This is a genomic window from Clostridiales bacterium, from assembly GCA_030016385.1.
Lineage (GTDB): Bacteria > Bacillota > Clostridia > Clostridiales > Oxobacteraceae > JASEJN01.
The window spans coordinates 1-23171 of record JASEJN010000025.1 but is presented as its reverse complement, the minus strand read 5'-3'; the positions used below and the strand labels follow the sequence as shown (position 1 = coordinate 23171).

Sequence of the window (23171 nt, the reverse complement as noted above, 5' to 3'; positions counted from 1 at the left end):
GCTTATCTTTATAGCTGAATCGCAATAATACTGTTGCGCTTTTAACCAATTATATCACTTATTATACATATATTATTTAAAATCATCTTAATGGCATCTAAAAATGCAGAACCGATTTATCTTCTAAATGGTGCCATTAATACGTGGTACCTATTTTATGAACTTTTCGAGAAAGCATTATAAGTAAAAGATAAAAATAAAATGGGATTTAAGTATACCTCATTTTTTATAAAATAGTATATAATAAATATATTGAATTTAAATAATTTGATTATTTTATATGCAAAAGGATATAAACTGGAGGTATGTCATGGAAAGTACATTAGTAAAAAACATATACAGAGAAACACAAAAGTATTCTGGAAAAACTGTAAGGGTGTCAGGATGGGTAAGGACCGTACGCGATTCGAAAACGTTCGGTTTTATAGAGCTGAACGACGGAAGCTTTTTTAAAAATATCCAGATTGTATTCAGCGATATACTCCCGAATTTTAAGGAGATAGCAAAACTTCCTGTAAGCTCATCTATAATTGTAGAGGGCAGATTGGATGAAACCCCGAATGCAAAACAGCCCTTTGAAATAAAAGCGGAAAGCATCAAAATCGAAGGAATGTCCGATCCTTCATATCCTCTGCAGAAAAAGAGGCATTCTCTGGAGTTCTTAAGGACCATAGCACACTTAAGGCCGAGGAGCAATACTTTTTCAGCCGTATTTCGGGTGAGATCCATTGCGGCATATGCCATCCATAAATTCTTTAACGACAGAGGGTTTGTATATGTGCATACGCCTATAATTACAGGCAGCGATTGCGAAGGCGCCGGCGAGATGTTCACATTAACGACTCTTGATCTTAAAAATGTTCCCAAGGATGATAAAGGCGACGTTGACTATACCAAGGATTTTTTCGGTAAGGAGACGAATCTCACGGTGAGCGGCCAGCTATCTGCCGAAGCATATGCTCTTGCCTTTAGAAATGTATATACTTTTGGGCCTACATTCAGGGCCGAAAAGTCAAATACTACAAGGCATGCGGCGGAATTCTGGATGGTAGAGCCTGAGATAGCATTTGCAGATTTGGAAGATGATATGGATCTGGCTGAAGATATGATGAAGTATATCATAAACTATGTTATGGAAAATGCTCCGGAGGAAATGGAATTTTTCAATAGATTTATCGATAAGGGGGTTACTGACAGATTAAACAATGTCGTAAATTCTGAATTTGCCAGGATAAGCTATACGGAGGCCATCGATATACTCAAAAAATCGGGAAAGCATTTTGAATATGGCGTTGAGTGGGGAATGGATCTGCAAACCGAGCATGAAAGATATATAACGGAAGATGTATTTAACAAGCCGGTATTCGTAATCAATTATCCAAAGGATATAAAGGCTTTTTATATGAGGATGAATGATGATGGCAAAACTGTAGCGGCAACTGATCTTCTCGTACCGGGCATAGGCGAGATCATAGGTGGAAGCCAGAGAGAAGAAAGGTTTGATATGCTTGAAAAAAGAATCGATGAGCTTAAGATGAATAAGGAAAACTACTGGTGGTATTTAGAACTCAGAAAATTCGGAGGTACAAAGCATGCAGGTTTTGGCCTTGGTTTCGAGAGACTTATAATGTACCTTACAGGAATGTCGAACATAAGGGATGTAATTCCCTTCCCAAGGACAACAGGTTCTGCAGAATTTTAGTAAAATGGAAGTGTGGATATGGCAAAGGAGATAGAACTTAGCATAGAAAAACCGGAGAAATTGTATAGTGTTGCAAAGGCTTTGGCTTCAGAGGTCAGGATTGATATCATAAAGCTTTTAAACTATTATAGCTTGAACGTGAATGAAATTGCAGAACACCTAAATATTCCGGCATCGACGGCAGCCGTAAACATAAGGGTACTGGAAGATGCCGGTCTTATCCATACTGAACTTCAACCGGGCACGAGGGGCTCTATGAAGTTATGCAGCAGGAAGCGCGATACTATAAAGATCACGTTGATGTCTAAGAGCAGCCTTCATGAAAATTCGTTTTACATCAATATGCCGATAGGCAGCTTTACCGATTGCAAGGCCGCGCCTACCTGCGGGCTTGTTAATGATAAAAAATACATAGGTGTCGAAGACGATCCAAGGGGATTTTACAATCCGGATAGGGTTAATGCACAGCTTATATGGTTCCACAGCGGCTATTTGGAATATAGATTCCCCAATACAATACTGCAAGAGGTGGAGCCAAAACGGATAAATATATCGCTGGAGATATGCTCTGAGGCCCCAAACTATAGGAACGACTGGCCATCGGATATAACCATGTGGATAAACGGAATGGATTGCGGTACATGGACCAGCCCGGGGGATTTTGGAGGAAGGCGTGGAAAATTGAATCCGGCTTGGTGGTCCGACGGTTCAACCCAGTTTGGCATGCTAAAGAATTGGGCTGTAAGAAAAGATGGTGCGTATATAGATGAGAAGAAAGTTTCAAGTGTAAACATAAATATGCTGAAGCTTAATGATAATGATTATATAGCCGTAAGGATTGGAATTAAAAAAGATGCCAAAAATATCGGAGGCATCAATATTTTCGGGGATAAGTTCGGCGACTATGCACAGCACATAGTTATGAGAATAGATTATTAGTTTGAAAAAGTTTATCGATTCCAAATTCCAAAATATTTCAAAAATGATATTGACTGTTCATAAAAATAGCTATATAATAAAATTGTTAAAAAAACAAGATATTTGTTTTTGAACAAGATTATTAAATATATTGCATAAAACATTTTTTTTGATAATAAAAACAAATAATTTGTTATAAAACAATATTAATGGAATAAATATGATAAAGATACAACTTTAAGGCAAAAATTCTTTATGACGGATACTGTATGGCAAAACAGTGTGAGAAAATTGGCATTAATTATATAAATACAAAATAAAATCGAGAAAAGTGGTGATGATTTAAAACTGCCAATTTGTTGTTTTCAAAGTTAAATTATCATTAAGTATTAAAAATTTTATTATGGGGGGTATAAAATGAAGCGTGTTTTAAGTCTGTTAGTAATATTATCCATTATCGTTACATCGATGATGGGATGTGGCAAACAAAAGGAAGCGAGTAATTCGGCACCGAAAGAAACTATTAAAATCGACGATTCCAAATTGAAAGATCCTTACGGGCTTCCGAACGATTATTCGGCATATCCAATTAAAGGAAATCCAACTCTTACCATATGGTGGCCTATCGATACATTCCAGGCTGTTGCAATAAAGGATATGAATACCCATGAGGTATGGAAAGAAGTAGCAAAAATGACGGGTGTCAATCTCAAATTCATATCTCCTCCCGCAGGGCAGGAAAACGATCAATTCAATATAATGATTTCTTCAGGGGAGCTGCCTGACATAATCGAGCAGTCCGACAAGTATAAAGGCGGAATTACTGCAGGTATCGATGACAAAGTTTATCTGGACCTTACAAGTATCGTAGATAAATATTGCCCGAATTACAAAAAGTTCAGGGAATCGGATGAGATGAGGCGTAAGACCTCAATGGACGATAAAGGGCGTGTAACAGGCTTTTATAATCTTTCTCCATACTCCGAATGGATATGGTTTGGCTTGCTTATAAAGCAAGAAGCACTTGATAAAACCGGACTTCCGGTACCGGAAACCGTAGATGAGTGGACAACATTCCTGAAAAAATGCAAGGAAGCCGGATACAGCCAGCCTTTAAATTACGGTTCCAACTATGGACAGATTTTTACAGGATTAATAAATGGTGCATATGGAGCATATGATTGGACTTATGTCGACGATAGCGGCAAGATACAGTGGGGTCCAATACAGCCGGGTGCAAAGCCATATTTGGAGTTAATGAGAGAATGGTACAAAGATGGTTTGATAAATAAGGATTTCACAACAGCTGATTTTAACAGGAGGATGGCTGAGGCAACATCGAAAGATACTGCTGTTATAATGGATTCTCCGGATACTATGTGGGGAGTGTGGAAAACAGGTCAGAATAATATAGACTTTGTTGGAGCTCCATATCCTGTACTTAAGAAAGGCGATAAACCTACATCAACTTATTTCCACTGGAAAAATGGCGGCTGGCCTGCCTCAATTACAACATCATGCAAGAATGTGGAAGCAGCGGCAAAGTTCCTGGATTTTGGTTATACCAAAAAAGGTTGGGAAATATATAACTGGGGATTGGAAAACCGTACCCATAAGATAGATGATAAAGGGATGCCTTATTATCAAGATGACAGCATCATGTATCATGATCCCGATAATATTCCTCTTTCAAACTTAGTCTGGAAATATAAACTCCATCAAGGACCGTTTATAAGAGATGAGCACCATGCAAATCCTCTGCTGGTTGCAAAGGGAAGTTATTCGGGAAAGATACGTGAGCAATGGCAGAATACTACTGATTTTAGTCATGCAGTGCCGCCTCTTTCCCTTACAACTGAGGAGTCTGCAAGGGAGGCCCAAATCGGCACCCAGCTTTCAACATTGCGTGGTGAAACGTTCACAAAAATTATAACGGGTTCGCAACCATTAAGCGGATGGGACGATTTCGTAAGCAAGGCAAAGAAAATGGGTTCGGATGAGTTTATAAGCATATGGCAGAAGGCATTAGACAGGTATAATAAGAGATAGGGATCACTGTTTAATTGAAGGAAGCAACGGGTATTATACTGCTGCGTCCTTCAATTAATATTGTATAAATGTCGAGTAAGGGGGGACTTAATTTGGAACTTCAGAATGTGGAAGATATCATGCAAATAAAGGCTCCGAAAAGGAAATGGAGCCAGATTGTAAAACTGGATTTTAAAAAGAACTGGATGATATATATGATTGCTCTTCCGGTTATAGCTTTTTATATCATATTTTGTTATGCCCCCATGTGGGGAGCCCTCATAGCATTTGTCGATTATAAACCTACGTTGGGACTGTTTGGAAGTAAATTCGTAGGGCTGAAATTCTTTAAAGAATTCCTTACAGGGCCATATTTATACAGGACAGTTAAAAATACGTTTATGTTAAATTTATGGGGTCTGGTTTTTGGGTTTCCTGCGCCGATAATACTTGCGCTCATGCTTAATGAAGTAAGGATAAATAAATTTAAAAGGACAGTGCAGACGATCACATATATGCCCCACTTTATATCGCTTGTGGTTGTATGCGGGTTGATCCATGTATTCTGTGCACCAAACGGCTTATTGACAACATTATATACGTTTTTAGGCGGAAGGGACAATGTGCCGCTTCTCGGTCAGCCAAATCTGTTCAGACCAATATATACCTTTTCAGGTATATGGCAGGATATAGGCTGGAACAGCATAATATATCTGGCCGCAATGTCGGGTATAAGCCCGGAGCTTTACGAATCTGCCGAGCTTGACGGCGCAGGAAGAATAAAGCAAATGTGGTATATTACTCTTCCTTCCATAACTCCGACAATAATAATACTTTTTATATTTGCGATAGGTGGAATGATGGCGTCAGGATATGAAAAAGTAATACTTTTATATAATCCTTTAACATATGAAAAAGCGGATGTAATAGCGTCTTATGTATATCGCCTCGGCCTTCAGCAATTCAGCTTCAGCTATTCGACTGCAGTGGGCCTTTTAAATTCAGCTGTAAATTTCTTCTTTTTGTGGGTCGCAAATACTGTCGCACGTAAATTTTCCGATATAAGTATCTGGTAAGGGAGGCATGATTATATGAAGAGGAAGACTAAAGGAGATATAACGTTTAGTATTGTAAATTACACTCTGCTCACAATTATAACCATAATCTGTGTTTATCCGGTAATATATGTAATTTTTGCGTCGGTAAGCGATCCTCAGAGACTTATGGCAAATACAGGATTTTTATACAAGCCATTAGGGTTTACACTGGGAGGTTATAAGATAGTATTAAAAGATGCCGGTGTCCTCACGGGTTATTTGAATACTATCTTTTATGTGGTTGCAGGCGTTGCAGTGAATATGGTTGCTACAATCATGGGGGCATATGTACTTTCGAGAAGGGATTTATACTGGAAAAAAGCTATTATGATTATGATTACGATAACTATGTTCTTTGGAGGCGGGTTAATTCCATGGTTTTTGCTTGTCAAAAATTTGGGAATGTATAATAAATGGACTTCAATGGTTTTCCCATTTGCGATCAATACCTGGAATATGATAATAATGCGAACGGGTTTTCAGGCGGTACCTGTAGAGCTTGAAGAAGCGGCCAAAATAGATGGAGCAAACGATATATTTGTATTAACAAACGTAATATTGCCGCTTTCTAAAGCAGTGCTTGCGGTAATACTGCTTTATTATACGGTAGGCGCATGGAACTCATGGTTCCCCGCAATGGTTTTCTTAAGAGACAGGAGCAAGTTCCCGCTTCAGACTATTCTTCGTGAGATATTGATAGTAAGCGATACAAGCAATGTAGGAACGAGCACAAATATAGTGAACAGCAGCGCATTTAACGTAACAAGCGCATACCGCGAACTTGTAAAATATACGACCATAGTTATATCCACCATACCTATAATGTGCTTTTATCCATTCCTGCAGAAATATTTCGTTAAAGGTGTTTATGTAGGCTCATTAAAGGGCTGATGAAATATTTGATTTCAATATTATTAAAAAAAAGGGGGATAAGCGTTAATATTATCAAAAAGACCTTGAGGATTGGCAATTTGTATAATATTATTCAATTAAATGCATAGAATGGGAGGCTTTAAAATTGCAAAAATCAAGTATTGTAATTGACAAGGAATACAAGATAGGGGATATTGATAAAAGACTTTTCGGTTCATTCGTAGAACATATGGGCCGTTGTGTCTACACGGGGATTTATGAGCCGGGTCATCCTGAAGCCGACGAGAATGGTTTCAGAGAAGACACGTCAAAGCTCGTGAAAGAGCTTGGGACTAGTATTATAAGGTATCCGGGAGGCAACTTTGTCTCGGGATATAATTGGACAGATGGCATAGGTCCAAAAGCCAAGAGACCAGTCAGGTTGGACCTTGCATGGTCTGCAAGGGAACCTAACCAGGTGGGGATTGATGAATTTGCAGATTGGGCAGAAAGAATCGGACTGCCCGTTATGGGTGCCGTAAATTTAGGGAGCGGAACACCTAAAGATGCCGGAAACATATTGGAATATTGTAATTTCCCCAAAGGGACGTACTGGAGTGACCTTCGCATAAAAAATGGTTACACAAAGCCCCATGATATAAAGCTATGGTGCCTTGGGAACGAGATGGATGGCCCATGGCAGATATGCCATATGGAGGCTTATGAGTATGGGCGCAAGGCATGCGAGACGGCAAAGATAATGAAATGGATAGATCCGTCAGTTGAACTTGTTTCATGCGGAAGTTCAAGCCCGGATTTGAATACATTCCCGGATTGGGACAGAACGGTACTTGAAAATACTTATGAGAACGTGGACTTTATATCCCTTCACAGATATTATTCTGAGAATGGGAAACGCGGCGATTACCTTACATCTTTTGTGGATATGGACGAGTTTATAAAGACTGTGGTGGCTGTAGCGGATTATGTTAAGGGAAAGTTGCGCAGTAAAAAGAAAATGATGCTGTCATTCGATGAATATAATGTTAGTCAGAGCCATAAGCCTGCTGCCAAATCTGAAAAATGGACATATGCACGCCCGATTTCAGAAGGGTATTATTCCGTCCTCGATGCACTATCTTTCAGCGGGTTGCTGTGTACTTTGATAAATCATGCCGACAGGGTAAAAGTTGCCTGCCTGGCACAGCTTGTGAACGTTATTGCACCTATATCTACACAGCCCGGAGGAGGTGCAATCAGGCAGGCCATATTCTATCCTTTTATGTATGCTTCCCGTTATGCAAGAGGGCAGGCTATCAAGGCAATTGTAAACTGCCATGAAATTAAAACGGAAACACGAGGGGATATCCCTGCTCTGCAGGTAGCTGCTGCGTTTGATGAGGAAGATGGCATGCTCAATGTTTTTATGCTTAACTGCGACCAAAAAGAGGATGTAAATGTAAAAATTGATCTGCGTTCATTCGGCGAGTGTGAGCCTGAAGAACAAATAATATTGGAACCTGAAAATGCTGATATATATGCTTTTAACTCTTTTGAGCATCCTGAAAATATAAAACCGCATTCGGTACTGTTAAATTGCGGAAAAAATAATATGCCTGAGTTTGAAATTCACCATTTATCGTGGAATGTAATAAGAATAAAAGTTAAAAACAACTAAATATTTAAGACGTTATGTATACAGGAAGGGAGAAATGCTGGGATTATGGAGATAAAAATACCGAGGATGGAATATCCAAGGCCGGATTTTGAAAGGCAGCAATGGATTAATTTAAATGGTGAATGGGAATTTGAATTTGACGATTTAAATGTAGGCGAGATAGAAAAATGGTATGAAAATGGGGCTTTTTCGAAAAAGATACTGGTTCCTTTTTGCTATCAGTGCAAACTAAGTGGAATAAATGACAAAGGGTTGCACGAAAACATGTGGTACAGACGGGAGTTCAGGGTACCTGAAAATTTTAGGGATAAAAGGATTTTGCTGAATTTCGGTGCGGTGGATTATCATGCAAAAGTATGGATAAACGGGAAATTTGCAGGAGAACATAAAGGCGGATATTCACCTTTCAAAATAGATATAACATATTTTGCAAATCGAGAAGTAAATACGATAGTTGTCAAAGCGGAAGACAAATATGAATGTACTCAGCCCAGGGGAAAGCAATACTGGCTGGAAAAATCCGATAGGTGCTGGTATACTCCCGTATCGGGAATCTGGCAGACAGTATGGATCGAGCCTGTTTCAAATATTGCGTTTGAAAGGATAAAGCTGACTTCTGATATAGATAAGCGTTTTGTCCGGGCCGAGATTTATCTCGATGGTTTCAAGGATGGATTGGATACGGAGATAAAGGTGTATTATAAGGGCATGCAGGTTAACAGGATAAGGACGGCCCTTGCCGGAAGGATTTCGAAAATTGCAATAGATATAAAAGATGTGGATAATGTCGATGAAAGATACTATTGGTCTCCTGAAAATCCTAATCTGTTTGACGTCGAATTTGCTTTGTTCGATGGAGAAAAGCAGATAGACTTTGTTAAAAGTTATTTTGGAATGAGGAAAATTTCCATCAAGGGTGATATGATTTTACTCAATAACAAGCCATACTATCAGAAGCTTATCCTGGATCAGGGCTACTGGCCAGATGGCCTTTTAACGGCTCCGAGCGATGAGGCTATAAAATATGATATCGTGATGACAAAAAAGTTTGGATTCAATGGAGCCAGAAAACATCAAAAAATTGAGGACCCGAGGTATTATTACTGGGCAGACAAACTCGGGCTTTTAGTCTGGGGAGAAATGCCGAGCGGTTACAGTTTTAATGCCGAGGAAGTTGAAAATATAACGGAAGAATGGAAGGAATTCATAAAAAGAGATTATAATCATCCGTGTATAATAACATGGGTGCCTTTGAATGAATCTTGGGGAGTCAGAAACATACTTGTGGATAAAAATCAGCAGTATTTTGCGATGTCTCTATACTACCTGATAAAAGCACTGGACGGTACGCGTTTAATAAGTACTAATGACGGATGGGAAATGGTATATACCGATATTTGCGGCATACATGATTATGTGGCTAGCGGTGACGATTTTACCAGGAAGTTTACCGATAAAATCAGATTGCTTGAAGGGGCTCCCGAAGGGAGGATGCTGTTGTCGGATGGTTTCTCATATAAAGGACAACCTGTCATTGTATCGGAATATGGCGGTATCGCATTTGATGATGATTCTAAAGAGCATTGGGGATATTTTGGCCCGGTTAAGGATCAGAAAAGCTTTCTTAAAAGGTATTCGGATATAACAAATGCGATAAAAAATATACCATATATACAGGGCTATTGTTATACACAGCTTACAGATGTATTTCAGGAAATTAACGGTCTGATGACGCTTGATAGAAAAGCTAAAGTCGATGTGGACGAGATAAGGAAAATCAATTCGTAATTTAAATATGGGTGCATATCCATATTTTTTGAATGATTTGGATGCACCTCTGAAATATATATCTTATGATGTAAAGTAAAATTTTGGAGGTATTACGATGTTAAGTATATCCAAAAAAATTGTCTCTTTAATTTTAATTTTTTTAACGGGGGTTTATCTTATGGGTTGCAGATCGATAAATACGAAAAAAAGTGAAGGCAAAGTTAAAAGAACTTTTGCAAATCCGATTATACCGGCACCAAGCGCCGACCCATGGGTGGTAAGAGCAGGCGGATATTACTGGTATATCCATAGCTCTGGGGATATGATTTCGATAAGGAAGGCCGATAGGCTTGAGCGCATCGGGGAGGTCGGTGATGCGAATGTATGGCTTTCACCGTCTGATGGCAGTTATTCAAAGGAGGTATGGGCGCCTGAGCTTCATTACTTGAATGGAAGGTGGTACATTTATTTTGCGGCGGATGACGGAAAAAATGAAAACCACCGTATGTATGTGCTTGAAGGGGGAAAAGACCCCGATAATCCTTTAAGTGGACCTGCGGATACTGAAAATGCCGCAAACAGCCCTTATAAATTCAAAGGCAAAATATCCGACAAAACCGACAAATGGGCAATAGATGGCACGGTACTTCAGAAAAAGGATGGTTCCCTGTATTTTATATGGTCCGGTTGGGAGGGCGATGTAGACGGACAGCAAAACCTTTATATTGCTCCAATGAGCAATCCATGGACAATAAGCGGTGATAGGGTTTTGATATCGAAACCTGAATATGATTGGGAAAAGAAAGCTTTAGCTTTAAATGAAGGTCCGGAAATACTAAAAAATGGTGAAAAAATATTTATTGCTTACTCCGCAAGCGGAAGCTGGACTTATGACTATTGCCTTGGAATGCTAGTAAATAGTGATGGGGATGTGTTGAACCCATCATCCTGGGTAAAAATCGATAAGCCTGTATTTGAAGGGTCGGTTAAAAATAAATCGAGAGGTGTTGGTCACTGCTCTTTTGTAAAATCGCCGGATGGAAAGGAAGACTGGATAGTATATCACGGCATGACAGGCTCTCAAGGCTGGGGGGCAAGAAGCGTAAGGACGCAGAAATTTGCCTGGGGCAAAGACGGCATGCCTGTATTTGGCGAACCTGTTCCGGTAGATACGCCGTTCGAAGCGCCATCAGGCGAGAAATAAATTTGATTGAAATGGGACGGTTATTCGTCAAATTAAATGTGACGAATAACCGTCCCGCTTTATATTGCGTGCAGAAAGTTTAGCAAATCCAGGATGTGGCAAAGATGATATTGACATTGCATTTAAGGTGTGATATAAAAAATAGTGATTAGCACTCATAATATAAGAGTGCTAACAGTATGTATATTTTATTTTGAAAGGAGAGGTTTATATGGAAAAAAAGCAGTTTAAGGCGGAATCCAAGCGGCTGCTGGATCTCATGATCAATTCAATTTACACTCATAAGGAAATTTTTTTAAGAGAGCTTATTTCCAATGCCAGTGATGCGATAGATAAAATTTATTATAAAGCATTGACCGACGATTCTTTAAGCTTCAATAAAGATGATTACTATATAAAAATAGCTATCGATAAGGGCAACAGGATATTAAAAATTTCCGATACAGGTATTGGAATGACAAAAGATGAGCTCGATGATAATCTCGGCGTTATAGCAAAAAGCGGGTCTTTGAAATTCAAGGAAGATAACGAATTGAAGGATGGATATGACATAATAGGACAGTTTGGCGTAGGGTTTTATTCCGCATTCATGGTATCCGATACTGTAACTGTCATAAGCAAAGCGCTGGGCAGCAGCGAAGCTTACAAATGGGAATCTGAAGGGCTGGATGGCTATACTATTGAACCTTGTGAAAGGGATTCTGTCGGAACAGATGTAATCCTGAAAATAAAAAAGAACACGGAAGGCGAGAATTACGATGAATATTTGGAAGATTACAGGATAAAAGACATCGTAAAGAAATATTCCGATTTCATAAGATACCCGATTAAAATGAATATGACTAAAAGCAGGCTTAAAAAGGGCAGCGACAAAGAGTATGAGAGTTATACGGAAGAAGAAACCCTAAATAGCATGGTTCCTATATGGAGGAAGAATAAAAACGAGCTTAAAGATGAAGATTATGACAACTTTTATGCTGATAAGCACTATGGGTTTGACAAACCGTTAAAACATATTCACATCAGCGTTGACGGTGTTGTAAGTTATAATGCCATTTTGTTCATTCCTGAAAAGCCGCCGTATGACTTCTATACAAAGGAATATGAAAAGGGTTTGGAATTATATTCAAATGGTGTTTTAATAATGAATAAATGCGCGGATCTTTTGCCCGACTATTTTGGGTTTGTAAAGGGCATAGTGGATTCGGAAGATCTGTCTTTAAATATATCGAGAGAGGTTTTGCAGCATGACAGGCAGCTTAAGCTTATTGCCAGAAATATCAAGAATAAGATAAAAAGTGAACTGGAAGATATGCTGAAAAATGAAAGGGATAAATATGAAAAGTTTTATGAATCCTTCGGAAGGCAATTAAAGTATGGAATATACAGTGAATTTGGAAACAATAAGGATATACTCCAGGATTTACTGATGTTTTATTCGTCAAAAGAAAAGAAAATGGTAACGCTTGACGAATATGTTTCGAGGATGCCATCTGAGCAGAAATATATATATTATGCCGCGGGAGAATCCATAGAAAAAATCGAAAACCTGCCTCAGACAGAGCTCGTACGCGATAAGGGATATGAAATTCTATATTTTACAGAAGACATAGATGAATTTGCCATAAGAGTATTGATGAAATATAAGGACAAGGAGTTTAAGTCTGTATCCGACAAAGACTTGGGAATAGAGCCGGAAGAGAATAAAGACACTTCAAATGAGGATGATAAGGAAAATAAAGAGCTATTTGAGAGCATGAAAAATATTCTATCAGGCAAGGTTAAAGATGTCAGGGCATCAAAGAGATTAAAGGTACATCCTGTTTGTTTATCAAATGAGGGTGAGATTTCAATCGAGATGGAAAAGGTTTTAAACTCCATGCCTAATAATCAGAATATAAAGGCAGATAAGATTTTAGAAATAAACACAAACCATGAAGTGTTTAAATCGCTGAAAGATGCTTTCAAAAACGATAAAGATAAGCTTAAATTATATACGGATTTGTTATATAATCAGGCGCTGCTTATTGAGGGACTACCGCTGGATAATCCTGTAGAATTCACAAATAACATATGTAAAATAATGAAATAGGAAAAGGCTGTTTTAAAATTTACTTATATAGTCCGTAAAGGTTGCACCTCATGCCATTTAAATCTGATATTTGCTGCATGGGGTGCATTTTTATATTCGAAGAATATTCTTCAAATAATATGTATGCACATTTCAAAGCGTTGCGGTTCATATAACAAATCGGGGATTTTTCACATTCTTCATTGCATTTATGGTATTATTTTTATAATATTAATATAAGATTAAATTTTAAGTATATTTTGGATTAATGTGACTTGTGTTTTGAATCATTTTAGCTGACAGAAGGGGACAAACAGATGTTTAAACTTTTTATCGTGGATGATGAGCCTGAAACGCGTGAAGGATTGAAATCATGCATTGACTGGGCAAATTATGGAATAAGGGTTGTAGGAGAGGCGGATGATGGAAAGATCGCTCTTGAGAGGATACTTAAAGAAAAACCGGATATTGTTTTAACCGATGTGAGGATGCCGGATATGGGGGGCATCGAGCTTGCAAACAAGCTCAGAGATTTGAAAAGCGATGTTAAAATCGTCTTTATCAGCGGATATGACGATGTAGCATATTTAAAATCAGCATTGAAAGTGGAAGCCGTCGATTATATATTAAAACCTGTGGATTTAAATGAGCTGGATGGTGTAATAAGAAAAGTTTTAAATATAATAAGCGAGGAGGATAACAGGAAAAGGCTGATAAATGAAATGAGCGCCAGACTTACGGAAAGCATGCCGGCACTAAGGCAAAAATTTTTAATGACTCTTGTAAGGGACGGAATAGAATGCAGCGAAGATTACGGTAAAAGGATGGACTTTTTGGGACTTAAGCTTCCTGCCGATAAGTTCTATTGCATATTCGTTTTGAGTGTTGACGATCGGGCAACGGCTCTTGATAGTTTATCTGAAAGGGATAATCAGCTAATCTCTCTCTCGGTTATAAAAATCTGTGATGAATTGATTTGCAGCACATTGCAGGGATACACATTTGAAAACAGACGTGGGGAGTATGTGTGCATTCTAAGGTTGGATACCTTGGAGGATGAAGACAAGTTATACCCGCTGGTTTGCAAAATAAAGGACAAGCTATTTGAATATCTGGAATTGAGTATTACAATCGGCGTAGGTGAGACAGTACATAAGCTCGAAAACATAGTGAAATCATATATGATAGCATATGAGAATGTGAAAAGAAGGCTTTTCTTAGGCAAAAACAGGATAATTACCATGGACAGCCTTGAAACACTTGAGGATTCAGAATATAAGTTTGACTTTACGAAAATACAGCTTTTGGTGAATATTTTGAAGTCTGCAGATAAAGAGAAGGTTATTAAAAGTATCGACGATATTTTTAATGAAATGTCAAAATATAAAAACGGAGATATAAATTACTGCACCAATATATGCCTGCAGCTTGTATTAACAGCATCGAGGCAGGTTACAGAGCTTAACCTTAACATAAATGACGAAAGATTCGATGAAGATGAGATCTGGAAAAAATTATTGACATTCGAAACTTTACTGGAAAGGAAAATGTTTATAAAAGATTATTTCGTTGCAGTCTGCGGATGCATAGCAGAAAAGAGAAATAAGAAGTCCAAGAATATCATAAGGCGGATAAAACAGGTAATTGATAACAGATATAGAGAGAATATCACCATAAAGGATATTGCAAAAGAGGTATATTTAAGTACGACTTATCTTTGCATGATTTTTAAACAGGAAACGGGAGAAACTGTCAATGACTACCTTACAAGTGTAAGAATAAAAAAAGCCAAGGAACTTCTGATGGATCCGAAGTACAGGCAATGCGATATATGTTATGAAATCGGATACACCGAACCTGGATATTTCAGCAGGATATTTAAAAAGTACACAGGTCTCAGCCCAACGGAATACAGGGAGACTATGCTATGAATAATAAACTTTTTGGAAAGACAAAGGCAAAGATTAGCATAAGCAAACGGATGGTATTATTATATGTTTTGCTTGTACTGCTTCCCGCATGTACTTTAATATATATTTACTATACAAAGTCCTCGGCAGTTATTGAAAAGGAAGTAACAGAGTCTATACTGCAGACACTGAAGCAATCGGAGATCAACATATCAGACAAGTTGGATAATATAGAATACATTTCTGATGAAATTTTTATGGATAAAAGGGTGCAGGATTTTGTAGGCGATGAGAACGACAATGATATTAACATGCAGCTTGATCAGGTCAACGATATCCGAGATATGCTAAATAACATAACAAATAAGAGCGCTGATTATAAAATAAGGCTATTTATCAGCAATAATAAAATTGCTGCAGGAGAAAGAGTCAACTTTTTTCCTCTTGACGATTTGATAAAAAGGGATTTTTATAAAAATATAGTCGAGAAAAAAGGTGGAATTATCTGGACAGGAGTATACAGGGAAAACTATATGGATTCAGGAGAAGAGTATGTAGTATCCTGTGCCAGGGTGCTGAAGCATACTTTAAATTACGACGCTAACGATGGGGTGCTGCTTGTCGATATACCCGAAAGAAACATTGAAGCGATATTATCAACTTTAAATATAGGAGATAGCAGAGAAGTATTCATTGCCGACAATGAAGGCAGGGTCATTTCATATTGGGATAGGGATAAGCTCGGGAAGGTAATTTTAGATCCTGATGAAATAAGATATGTCGGAAATAGTTCTTATGGAATAAAAAATATTAAAAAGGATGGGAGAAATTTTTTCTTGATACATCAGACTATTGATACCAACGGATGGAAGCTTATCGCTGAAGTTGACAGCAGGGATATAATAAAGACCAATACATTTTTCAATAATATTTCCGCTTTCGTTTATATTATTATTTCAATTATAATGCTCGCTTCCGGTATTTTCCTTATGTTTGCCTATGCCATGGACAACATGAACAGGCAGGTTAAAAAAATTATAAATTCCATAAAAAAAGAAGGAGTGGAGATTGTAGAAGGTGATATTACAGGTTACCAGGGAGATTTAACCATGCTTGAAAAGAATGTATACAATATTATACAGAAGGTCAAAAACCTCATGCAGGAGATTTACCAGGCCAAGATAAATGAAAAGGAAGCCCGTCTTAAAGCGCTGCAGGCACAGATAAACCCCCATTTTCTCTATAATACATTGGATGCCATAAACTGGATGGCTTTAAAGATAAATGCAGCAGATATAAGTTCTATGGTCAATTCCCTTGCCAGATATTTCAGGCTAAGCCTCAGCAAAGGCAGATCTATTGTAACCATAAAAGAGGAGCTTGAACTTATTAAAGTATATTTAAACATACAGCAGTACAGATTTAAAGGAGCGATAAAGTATAAATTCGATATTGAAGATGGGGTGGAGGATTATTATATTTATAAATTGTTGCTCCAGCCAATTATTGAAAACGCGATAATACATGGAATACAAAAGAAAAAGGATAGGAGCGGGATGATCAATGTAGAAGCCAGAAAAGTTGGGGATGACATTGTCATAGAGATATCCGACGACGGGGTCGGAATGGCCAAAGAAACAATTGCCAGAGTTCTGGATAGCGATTCAGCTGATAAGCAAAACAGTTATGGATTATACAATGTCAATGAAAGGATAAAGCTTCATTTTGGGAACGACTATGGGATCAAAATTTATTCAAAAATAGGTACAGGTACAAAAGTAGAGCTGAGAATAAAAGCAATGAAAAATATTAAGTAAAATATATGATTATATCATAGGCACCATAAGAAAGTTAATTGAAATTTCTTATGGTGCCTGTTTCTATATATTAATGGAATACTGATATAGCAGATTGATTATATTATTTGTATTATTAAAAAAATTAAAATAATATTGTACCAGAAATCATAATCCTGTACATTGTTCCACCTTAGCACAGAATATATACTTATATCTATCAAGGGAAAGGAGACGGACTTATGGATCTGATAAAAACGGAGAAAAAGTCGAGGCAGATTAATACTGTTCGCAAAGAGGATCAAAGTAAAATTTTTAAAAAGAATTTCGATTTATATCTTTTGCTTATACCGGGAATTATTTTTATATTTATATTTAAATATTTGCCTATGTATGGCATTGTAATAGCTTTTCAAAATTTTAATATTTTCGATGGAATCAGGGGAAGCGAATGGGTAGGGCTTGCACAGTTCCAAAAGCTTTTCCATTCGCCCCAATTTTATCAGGTATTCAGAAATACTCTGCTTATCAGCATATATAAGATAATATTTTTATTTCCACTGCCTATTTTCATTGCTTTAGTGCTGAATGAAATAAGGGTGATGTTTTATAAAAGGACAGTCCAAACAATAATTTATCTTCCACATTTCCTATCGTGGGTTATAGTTTCAGGCCTTGTTATAAATGTTTTATCGCCTTCTACAGGAATTGTTAACAATCTGATAATTGCATGCGGAGGAAAGCCTATATCGTTTTTGATGGATAACCATTGGTTCAGGACTGTGCTGGTGGCATCGGAAGGATGGAAAGAAGTAGGCTATAGCGCCATTATATATATAGCAGCCATTGCAGGCATAGATCAGGAGCAGTATGAAGCCGCAAAGGTTGATGGTGCAGGCAGAATACAGCAGATCATACACGTTACTCTGCCAGGCATAGGGTCCATCATACTTCTCATGTTTATATTGAGGTTAGGCGGAGTATTGCAGGCTGGTACCGAACAAATATTGCTTTTATATAATTCGGTTGTATATGAAACCGGTGATGTTATTGGAACCTATGTTTACAGGATGGGCATCGGGCAAATGGATTACAGCTTTTCTACGGCGGTAGGCCTTTTCGAATCGGTGATCGGGTTCATACTGGTCATATCAGGGAATTACTTAAGCAGAAAAGCCTCTGGAAGAAGCATATGGTAGGGGGATTAAGATGAGTAGAACAAAGATAAAAATGACAAAAGAAGATATTGGAGTTGATATTTTTGCTTATGCCTTTATGACGATTTTAGCTCTTTTGACGCTGCTTCCATTCATGAATGTGGTATCCAAGGCGCTTAGTGCCGAGTGGGCGGTTGTATCAGGCAATGTGGGGATCATACCCGTAGGATTCCAGTTGGATTCGATGAAAATTGTCATAGCATCAAAGGAGTTTTTAACTGCATTTGGCAACTCCGCCTTAGTAACATTTGTGGGTACTCTGCTCACACTGCTTGTTACAGGTATGACAGCTTATCCCCTGTCAAAAAGAAATATGCCGGGAATGAAATTCATATTATTTATGTTTGTCTTTACCATGTTTTTTAACGGCGGCATGATTCCGACATACCTTCTTATGAAAAATCTTCATTTATTGAACAAAAGGAGCGTTCTTATTTTACCGGCATTGATAAATATATACCACATGCTTATTATTAAAAATTATTACGAGAGCCTGCCGGAAAGCCTGGAAGAATCGGCAAAACTTGACGGAGCGAGCAATTTTACGATTTTATTCAAAATAATAATACCGCTGTCTATACCGGTATATGCCAGCATTACCGTATTTACATCGGTTATGAAATGGAACGATTACTTTGGACCTATGCTTTATATTAACAGCCCGGCGCTTAAAACGCTTCCGCTTTATCTAAGGGATTTGATAGCCGAGGCGGAGGATGTTATAAGTAGGAGCAACAATCTCGGTGATGTGAGTCCTGAAGGGGTGACATCGGCGGCGATAATAGCGTCTACAGTGCCGATACTTTTAGTATACCCTTTCTTGCAGAAATATTTTATCAAAGGAATGCTTATAGGATCGGTTAAAGGATAAAAACAGCTTGAATGGATTTTAGTTTATAATCCTTGATAAAGGAATTATAATAAATTAAAATTATGGAGGGTTGAAAATGCAAAAGGCGAAAAAAAGTATAGTCATCTTTGTATTAGCAGCTTTTGCTGTATCGATGTTTGCTGGATGCGCTAAAAAGGAGACTGAGTCAGCCGATGGTACATCAAGTGGAGATAACGATGCAAAACCAAAGCTGAAGGCATTGGTAGGTTACAAAAGCGGGATGGATTTTAATAATTATCCTGTGCAAAAATTCTTGGAGGAAAAAACAGGATATAAAGTGCAGTATGATGTTTTACCGCAGGATAAGCCTATGGATAAGCTAAATGTAATAATTTCATCACAGCAGGAATATGATTTTATAATTATGTATGACAAGCAATACTATTCTCAATATGCCCAGCAGGGAGCATTAACAGACCTGGAACCTCTTATCCAAAAATATGGCCCTAATATTTCCAAAAACTTGGATAGTGAAACATTTGATAGTATAAGAGTCAATGGTAAAATATATTGTGTGCCTTCGAATTCTCCAAGTGGAAGCGATAAATACACAAATGTAAACACCAGTGTTTATGTAAGAAAAGATTGGATGGATAAGCTGGGGATACAAATACCTAAAACAGTGGATGAATTTAAAGATATGCTTCAGCAGTTCAAAGATAAGGATCCTAACGGAAATGGTGCTAAAAATATCCCGTTTACGGTCGGTCAGGATGTAGGGCTCGGGCTTTGCGATTCAGGATTCGGAGGGGCATTTGGGATTCCAACCGGATGGGTAGATGTAGACGGTAAGCTCGTACCTCGTGTTCTGATGTCTGGTTTTAAGGATTATATATTATATATGAAGGATTTATACAATAAGGGACTTCTGGATAAAGAAACACCTGCAAACCAGGGTTCTACCGCCAGGGAGAAATATACAAGCGGCAGGGCGGGTGCGGCCATATTCGGTTATTATGATATACCACAGTTAGCAGACACGATGAATAAAACACAGCCAAATGCAAAAATGGAGTTCTTGCCTCCTCTTTCAGGCAATGGCGGAAAAGCTGCTTTTCCTGCAGGGGATAAAAAGTATGCGACAGATACGATTACATTAGTACCTAAAGTATCAAAGCATGCTGTAGACGTAATAAAATATATTAACTTAAAGCTGGATGAAGATACTTTCAAAGAGATGGTCATAGGAAAAGAAAATGTGGATTATACAGTAAAGAGCGACGGGTATTACCCGATATTGCCTACATTCTTTGACGATAGAGGGAATGCAAACTGTTATTTGACAGGTACAACTAAAAAATATGGTGAATATTGGCTTGCAAGATCAAGAAAAGATGAAAGGCAATATAAGGGATGGCTGCAGCTCAATAAAGATTTTGCACAATATATTGCTGTTGACCCTTTGTCAAGGGCTCCTATACTGGAGAAAAATTCAAAATATAGTGCTTCTCTTGGCAAACTCACGAACGATTTTGTAATAAAGAGTATCGCAAGTGATTTTTCAGATGCTACATTAAATAATTTTTTAGCGCAGTGGAAGAGCCAGGGCGGAGACGAAGTTATAAAAGAAGTCAACGATTGGTATAGTAAATCTGCAAAATAATATTTAATTTATATAAGGCTTAAATATTAATAAATGCTGCAATATTTGCAGCATTTATTAATATATATGTATAAATCTTGCGGAGGTTATAATATGAAAACTTAGCATGGAAGCGGGTAGAGATACTTCCAAACCGATACCAGCCACATTAGCATCTCTGCTTGCAGGCATTGATTGGAATAAAACAGGCAAACAAGACCAAGGGAAAATAGTATTAAAAGCTATAGAAGATGGCTTTTTTACTCAACCTGACAGACATTTGCCCGGACTTTCACAGGTTGGTAATAATTTGGGATATTTAAATGGGGGACATGTATTTAACCTCAATGCCTTAAGATGTAAAGACCTTACAGATGGTATGATGCTTGGGAGACGCATTGCAAAAGAATATGAAGAATTTTATAGAAAATACGTACCTGGCTGTGAAAACATAGAACTTGTCGTGACAGCATCATTGATGGGAATAAGGGAGTCGAGAAGGATTGTTGGAGAATATGAATTGACATTTGAGGATTATCTGTCAAGAAGACAATTTCCAGATCAGATAGGGGTTTTCAATAAATTTGTAGATATTCATCCTTATGATTGTTCGGAAGAAGAATACAAAAGGTTTATCACGGAAGCTTTCAAAACGGATAGACTTGGTATAGGTGAATGTTTTGGAATTCCATATGGGATTATAGTGCCGAAGGGCTTAATGAATTTATGGGTGGCAGGGCGTTGTAATTCGAGCGATGTTAAAGTTCATGGTTCGATACGTGTTATGCCTGCTGCTGCCATGATGGGGCAGGCGGCCGGGACAGCCGCCGTACAATCCATCAGAAAAGGACAGCCTGCATGCAAACTTGATACGGAAGAACTTGTGAAGACTCTTAGAGCAAATGAGGCTTACTTGCCTCAGACAAGTCTCAGCAAAACTATGACTAAATAAGTTTTGCTATAGATATGATGCGGATGATATAAACATAGAAAAATTCAATTATATATCATATAATTGAAATGCTAAGTTTCATGAATAGAAGGGGGCAGGAAAATGGAAAGTTATGTAATGAAGGAAAGGAAAATAAATCTAAACGGTTCTTATGATGTTTTGGTTGTAGGGGGAGGACCTGCAGGATGTACTGCGGCGGCAGCCTCAGCCAGGGAAGGTGCAAAGACGCTGCTTATTGAGGCGACAGGATGCCTTGGAGGCATGGGGACTTCAGGTTTAGTTCCTGCATGGTGTCCATTTTCAGATAAGGAGAAAATTATTTACAAGGGACTGGCGGAAAAAGTATTTACCGAGGTTAAAAAGGGAATGGCTCATGTAAAGTCTGATGCCATGGATTGGGTGCCTCTTGATCCTGAACTTTTAAAAAGAGTATATGACGATCTGGTTACGCAAGCCGGTGCAGATGTCTTATTTAATACCATGTTAAGCGCTGTAGAAATGGATGAAAACGATAAAGTGGCGACTGTAATTGTAAGCAATAAACAGGGGCTTACAGCTTATAAAGCAAAGGTATATGTCGACTGCACAGGTGATGCCGACTTGGCGGCCTGGGCAGGGGCAAAGTTTCAAAAGGGTGACGACAAAAATGGAGAATTACAGGCTGCAACCCACTGCTTCATACTTTCAAATGTTGACGAATATGGTTATAATTATGGGCCAAGATTGCATCCTGATAATCCTGAAAGCCCGATTTATGATATTGCCAAGTCAGAAAAATATAATTTAATCGAAGATACCCATTTATGCAACAACACGATTGGTCCCGGTACCGTAGGCTTCAATGCAGGACATTTATGGAATGTGGATAATACGAATCCTGTTAGTGTATCCAAGGCGCTGATGAAGGGACGTAAGATGGCTGCGCAGTTCAGGGATGCGCTGGCAGAATACTGTCCCAAGGCTTTTGCAAACGCTTTTTTGGTAAGCACGGCTTCCCTGATGGGAATAAGAGAAACGCGAAGGATAATTGGAGATTATGTAATAACTAAAGATGATTATTTGGCAAGGCGCACATTTAAAGATGAAATATGCAGAAACAGTTATTATTTAGATATTCATTCACATAAAAATGTCGAGAATTCAAATCAAAATAAAGCTGAAGACAAAAAACAGTGTGCAAGGTACGGAAAGGGAGAATCCCACGGAATACCATATAGATGCCTTACTCCAAAGGGGCTAAAGAATGTTCTGGTAGCGGGACGCTCAATTTCATGCGACAGGATTACCCAGGGAAGCATAAGGGTAATGCCTGTATGCCTGGCTATGGGTGAAGCGGCCGGCATAGCAGCATCGCAGGCATCAAAATCAGAGCAAATAAACGTGCATGCAATCGATGTCCAGCATTTGAGACAGAGAATTAGAGAGGAAGGTGGCTATATATTATAATTTAATCTGTTGTGCTAACTGATTATTTAGGGTATTAAGGAATATTATGGTAATCA

Annotated in this window: 16 protein-coding genes; all 16 read left to right on the top strand. The window is 38.1% G+C overall.

The window, feature by feature from the left end; translation table 11 throughout:
* Positions 1-310 precede the first annotated feature (310 nt).
* The 16 genes from asnS to QME45_07510 all read left to right on the top strand — a co-directional run bounded on the left by asnS (position 311) and on the right by QME45_07510 (position 23115).
* Entirely contained in the window at positions 311-1702 is a 1392-nt protein-coding gene (gene asnS, locus QME45_07585; GenBank protein MDI6618523.1) for an asparagine--tRNA ligase, read from the top strand.
* 18 nt (positions 1703-1720) lie between these two features.
* The gene (locus QME45_07580) at positions 1721-2641 is read left to right on the top strand and encodes a helix-turn-helix domain-containing protein (GenBank protein ID MDI6618522.1); all 921 of its coding nucleotides are present in this window, start codon (positions 1721-1723) and stop codon (positions 2639-2641) included.
* Positions 2642-3037: 396 nt separating this feature from the next.
* The gene (locus QME45_07575; protein ID MDI6618521.1) at positions 3038-4669 is read left to right on the top strand and encodes an extracellular solute-binding protein; all 1632 of its coding nucleotides are present in this window, start codon (positions 3038-3040) and stop codon (positions 4667-4669) included.
* 92 nt (positions 4670-4761) lie between these two features.
* Positions 4762-5724 carry an ABC transporter permease subunit gene (locus QME45_07570; protein MDI6618520.1) on the top strand — a complete coding sequence of 321 codons (963 nt, stop codon included), beginning with the start codon at positions 4762-4764 and terminating at the stop codon, positions 5722-5724.
* Positions 5725-5739: 15 nt separating this feature from the next.
* Entirely contained in the window at positions 5740-6636 is an 897-nt protein-coding gene (locus QME45_07565; GenBank protein ID MDI6618519.1) for a carbohydrate ABC transporter permease, read from the top strand.
* 127 nt (positions 6637-6763) lie between these two features.
* The gene (locus tag QME45_07560) at positions 6764-8275 is read left to right on the top strand and encodes an alpha-N-arabinofuranosidase (protein MDI6618518.1); all 1512 of its coding nucleotides are present in this window, start codon (positions 6764-6766) and stop codon (positions 8273-8275) included.
* 45 nt (positions 8276-8320) lie between these two features.
* On the top strand, positions 8321-10063 hold the full coding sequence (locus QME45_07555) for a glycoside hydrolase family 2 TIM barrel-domain containing protein (GenBank protein ID MDI6618517.1): 1743 nt from the start codon (positions 8321-8323) through the stop codon (positions 10061-10063).
* Positions 10064-10223: 160 nt separating this feature from the next.
* Positions 10224-11249, top strand: a complete 1026-nt coding sequence (locus tag QME45_07550) for a glycoside hydrolase family 43 protein (protein MDI6618516.1) — start codon at positions 10224-10226, stop codon at positions 11247-11249.
* Positions 11250-11460: 211 nt separating this feature from the next.
* On the top strand, positions 11461-13341 hold the full coding sequence (gene htpG / locus QME45_07545; protein MDI6618515.1) for a molecular chaperone HtpG: 1881 nt from the start codon (positions 11461-11463) through the stop codon (positions 13339-13341).
* Positions 13342-13637: 296 nt separating this feature from the next.
* On the top strand, positions 13638-15251 hold the full coding sequence (locus QME45_07540) for a response regulator (protein MDI6618514.1): 1614 nt from the start codon (positions 13638-13640) through the stop codon (positions 15249-15251).
* A complete protein-coding gene (locus QME45_07535; protein ID MDI6618513.1) occupies positions 15248-17047 on the top strand; it encodes a sensor histidine kinase in 1800 nt (599 codons plus the stop codon). The genes QME45_07540 and QME45_07535 overlap by 4 nt, the downstream gene beginning before the upstream one ends.
* Positions 17048-17268: 221 nt before the next feature.
* On the top strand, positions 17269-18225 hold the full coding sequence (locus tag QME45_07530; GenBank protein MDI6618512.1) for an ABC transporter permease subunit: 957 nt from the start codon (positions 17269-17271) through the stop codon (positions 18223-18225).
* A gap of 10 nt (positions 18226-18235) precedes the next feature.
* The gene (locus QME45_07525) at positions 18236-19114 is read left to right on the top strand and encodes a carbohydrate ABC transporter permease (protein MDI6618511.1); all 879 of its coding nucleotides are present in this window, start codon (positions 18236-18238) and stop codon (positions 19112-19114) included.
* Between the two features lie 76 nt (positions 19115-19190).
* Complete coding sequence (locus QME45_07520) at positions 19191-20738, top strand: extracellular solute-binding protein (protein MDI6618510.1); 1548 nt, start codon at positions 19191-19193, stop codon at positions 20736-20738.
* Between the two features lie 106 nt (positions 20739-20844).
* Positions 20845-21669 carry an FAD-dependent oxidoreductase gene (locus tag QME45_07515; GenBank protein ID MDI6618509.1) on the top strand — a complete coding sequence of 275 codons (825 nt, stop codon included), beginning with the start codon at positions 20845-20847 and terminating at the stop codon, positions 21667-21669.
* A 102-nt stretch (positions 21670-21771) separates the two neighbouring features.
* A complete protein-coding gene (locus tag QME45_07510) occupies positions 21772-23115 on the top strand; it encodes an FAD-dependent oxidoreductase (protein ID MDI6618508.1) in 1344 nt (447 codons plus the stop codon).
* Positions 23116-23171 lie beyond the last annotated feature (56 nt).

Bases quoted from the DNA above. Each gene is read 5' to 3' on its own strand.
- asnS (MDI6618523.1), top strand. From the start codon at position 311: ATGGAAAGTACATTAGTAAAAAACATATACAGAGAAACACAAAAGTAT.
- QME45_07580 (MDI6618522.1), top strand. From the start codon at position 1,721: ATGGCAAAGGAGATAGAACTTAGCATAGAAAAACCGGAGAAATTGTAT.
- QME45_07575 (MDI6618521.1), top strand. From the start codon at position 3,038: ATGAAGCGTGTTTTAAGTCTGTTAGTAATATTATCCATTATCGTTACA.
- QME45_07565 (MDI6618519.1), top strand. From the start codon at position 5,740: ATGAAGAGGAAGACTAAAGGAGATATAACGTTTAGTATTGTAAATTAC.
- QME45_07555 (MDI6618517.1), top strand. From the start codon at position 8,321: ATGGAGATAAAAATACCGAGGATGGAATATCCAAGGCCGGATTTTGAA.
- QME45_07550 (MDI6618516.1), top strand. From the start codon at position 10,224: ATGGGTTGCAGATCGATAAATACGAAAAAAAGTGAAGGCAAAGTTAAA.
- htpG (MDI6618515.1), top strand. From the start codon at position 11,461: ATGGAAAAAAAGCAGTTTAAGGCGGAATCCAAGCGGCTGCTGGATCTC.
- QME45_07540 (MDI6618514.1), top strand. From the start codon at position 13,638: ATGTTTAAACTTTTTATCGTGGATGATGAGCCTGAAACGCGTGAAGGA.
- QME45_07535 (MDI6618513.1), top strand. From the start codon at position 15,248: ATGAATAATAAACTTTTTGGAAAGACAAAGGCAAAGATTAGCATAAGC.
- QME45_07530 (MDI6618512.1), top strand. From the start codon at position 17,269: ATGGATCTGATAAAAACGGAGAAAAAGTCGAGGCAGATTAATACTGTT.
- QME45_07525 (MDI6618511.1), top strand. From the start codon at position 18,236: ATGAGTAGAACAAAGATAAAAATGACAAAAGAAGATATTGGAGTTGAT.
- QME45_07520 (MDI6618510.1), top strand. From the start codon at position 19,191: ATGCAAAAGGCGAAAAAAAGTATAGTCATCTTTGTATTAGCAGCTTTT.
- QME45_07515 (MDI6618509.1), top strand. From the start codon at position 20,845: ATGGAAGCGGGTAGAGATACTTCCAAACCGATACCAGCCACATTAGCA.
- QME45_07510 (MDI6618508.1), top strand. From the start codon at position 21,772: ATGGAAAGTTATGTAATGAAGGAAAGGAAAATAAATCTAAACGGTTCT.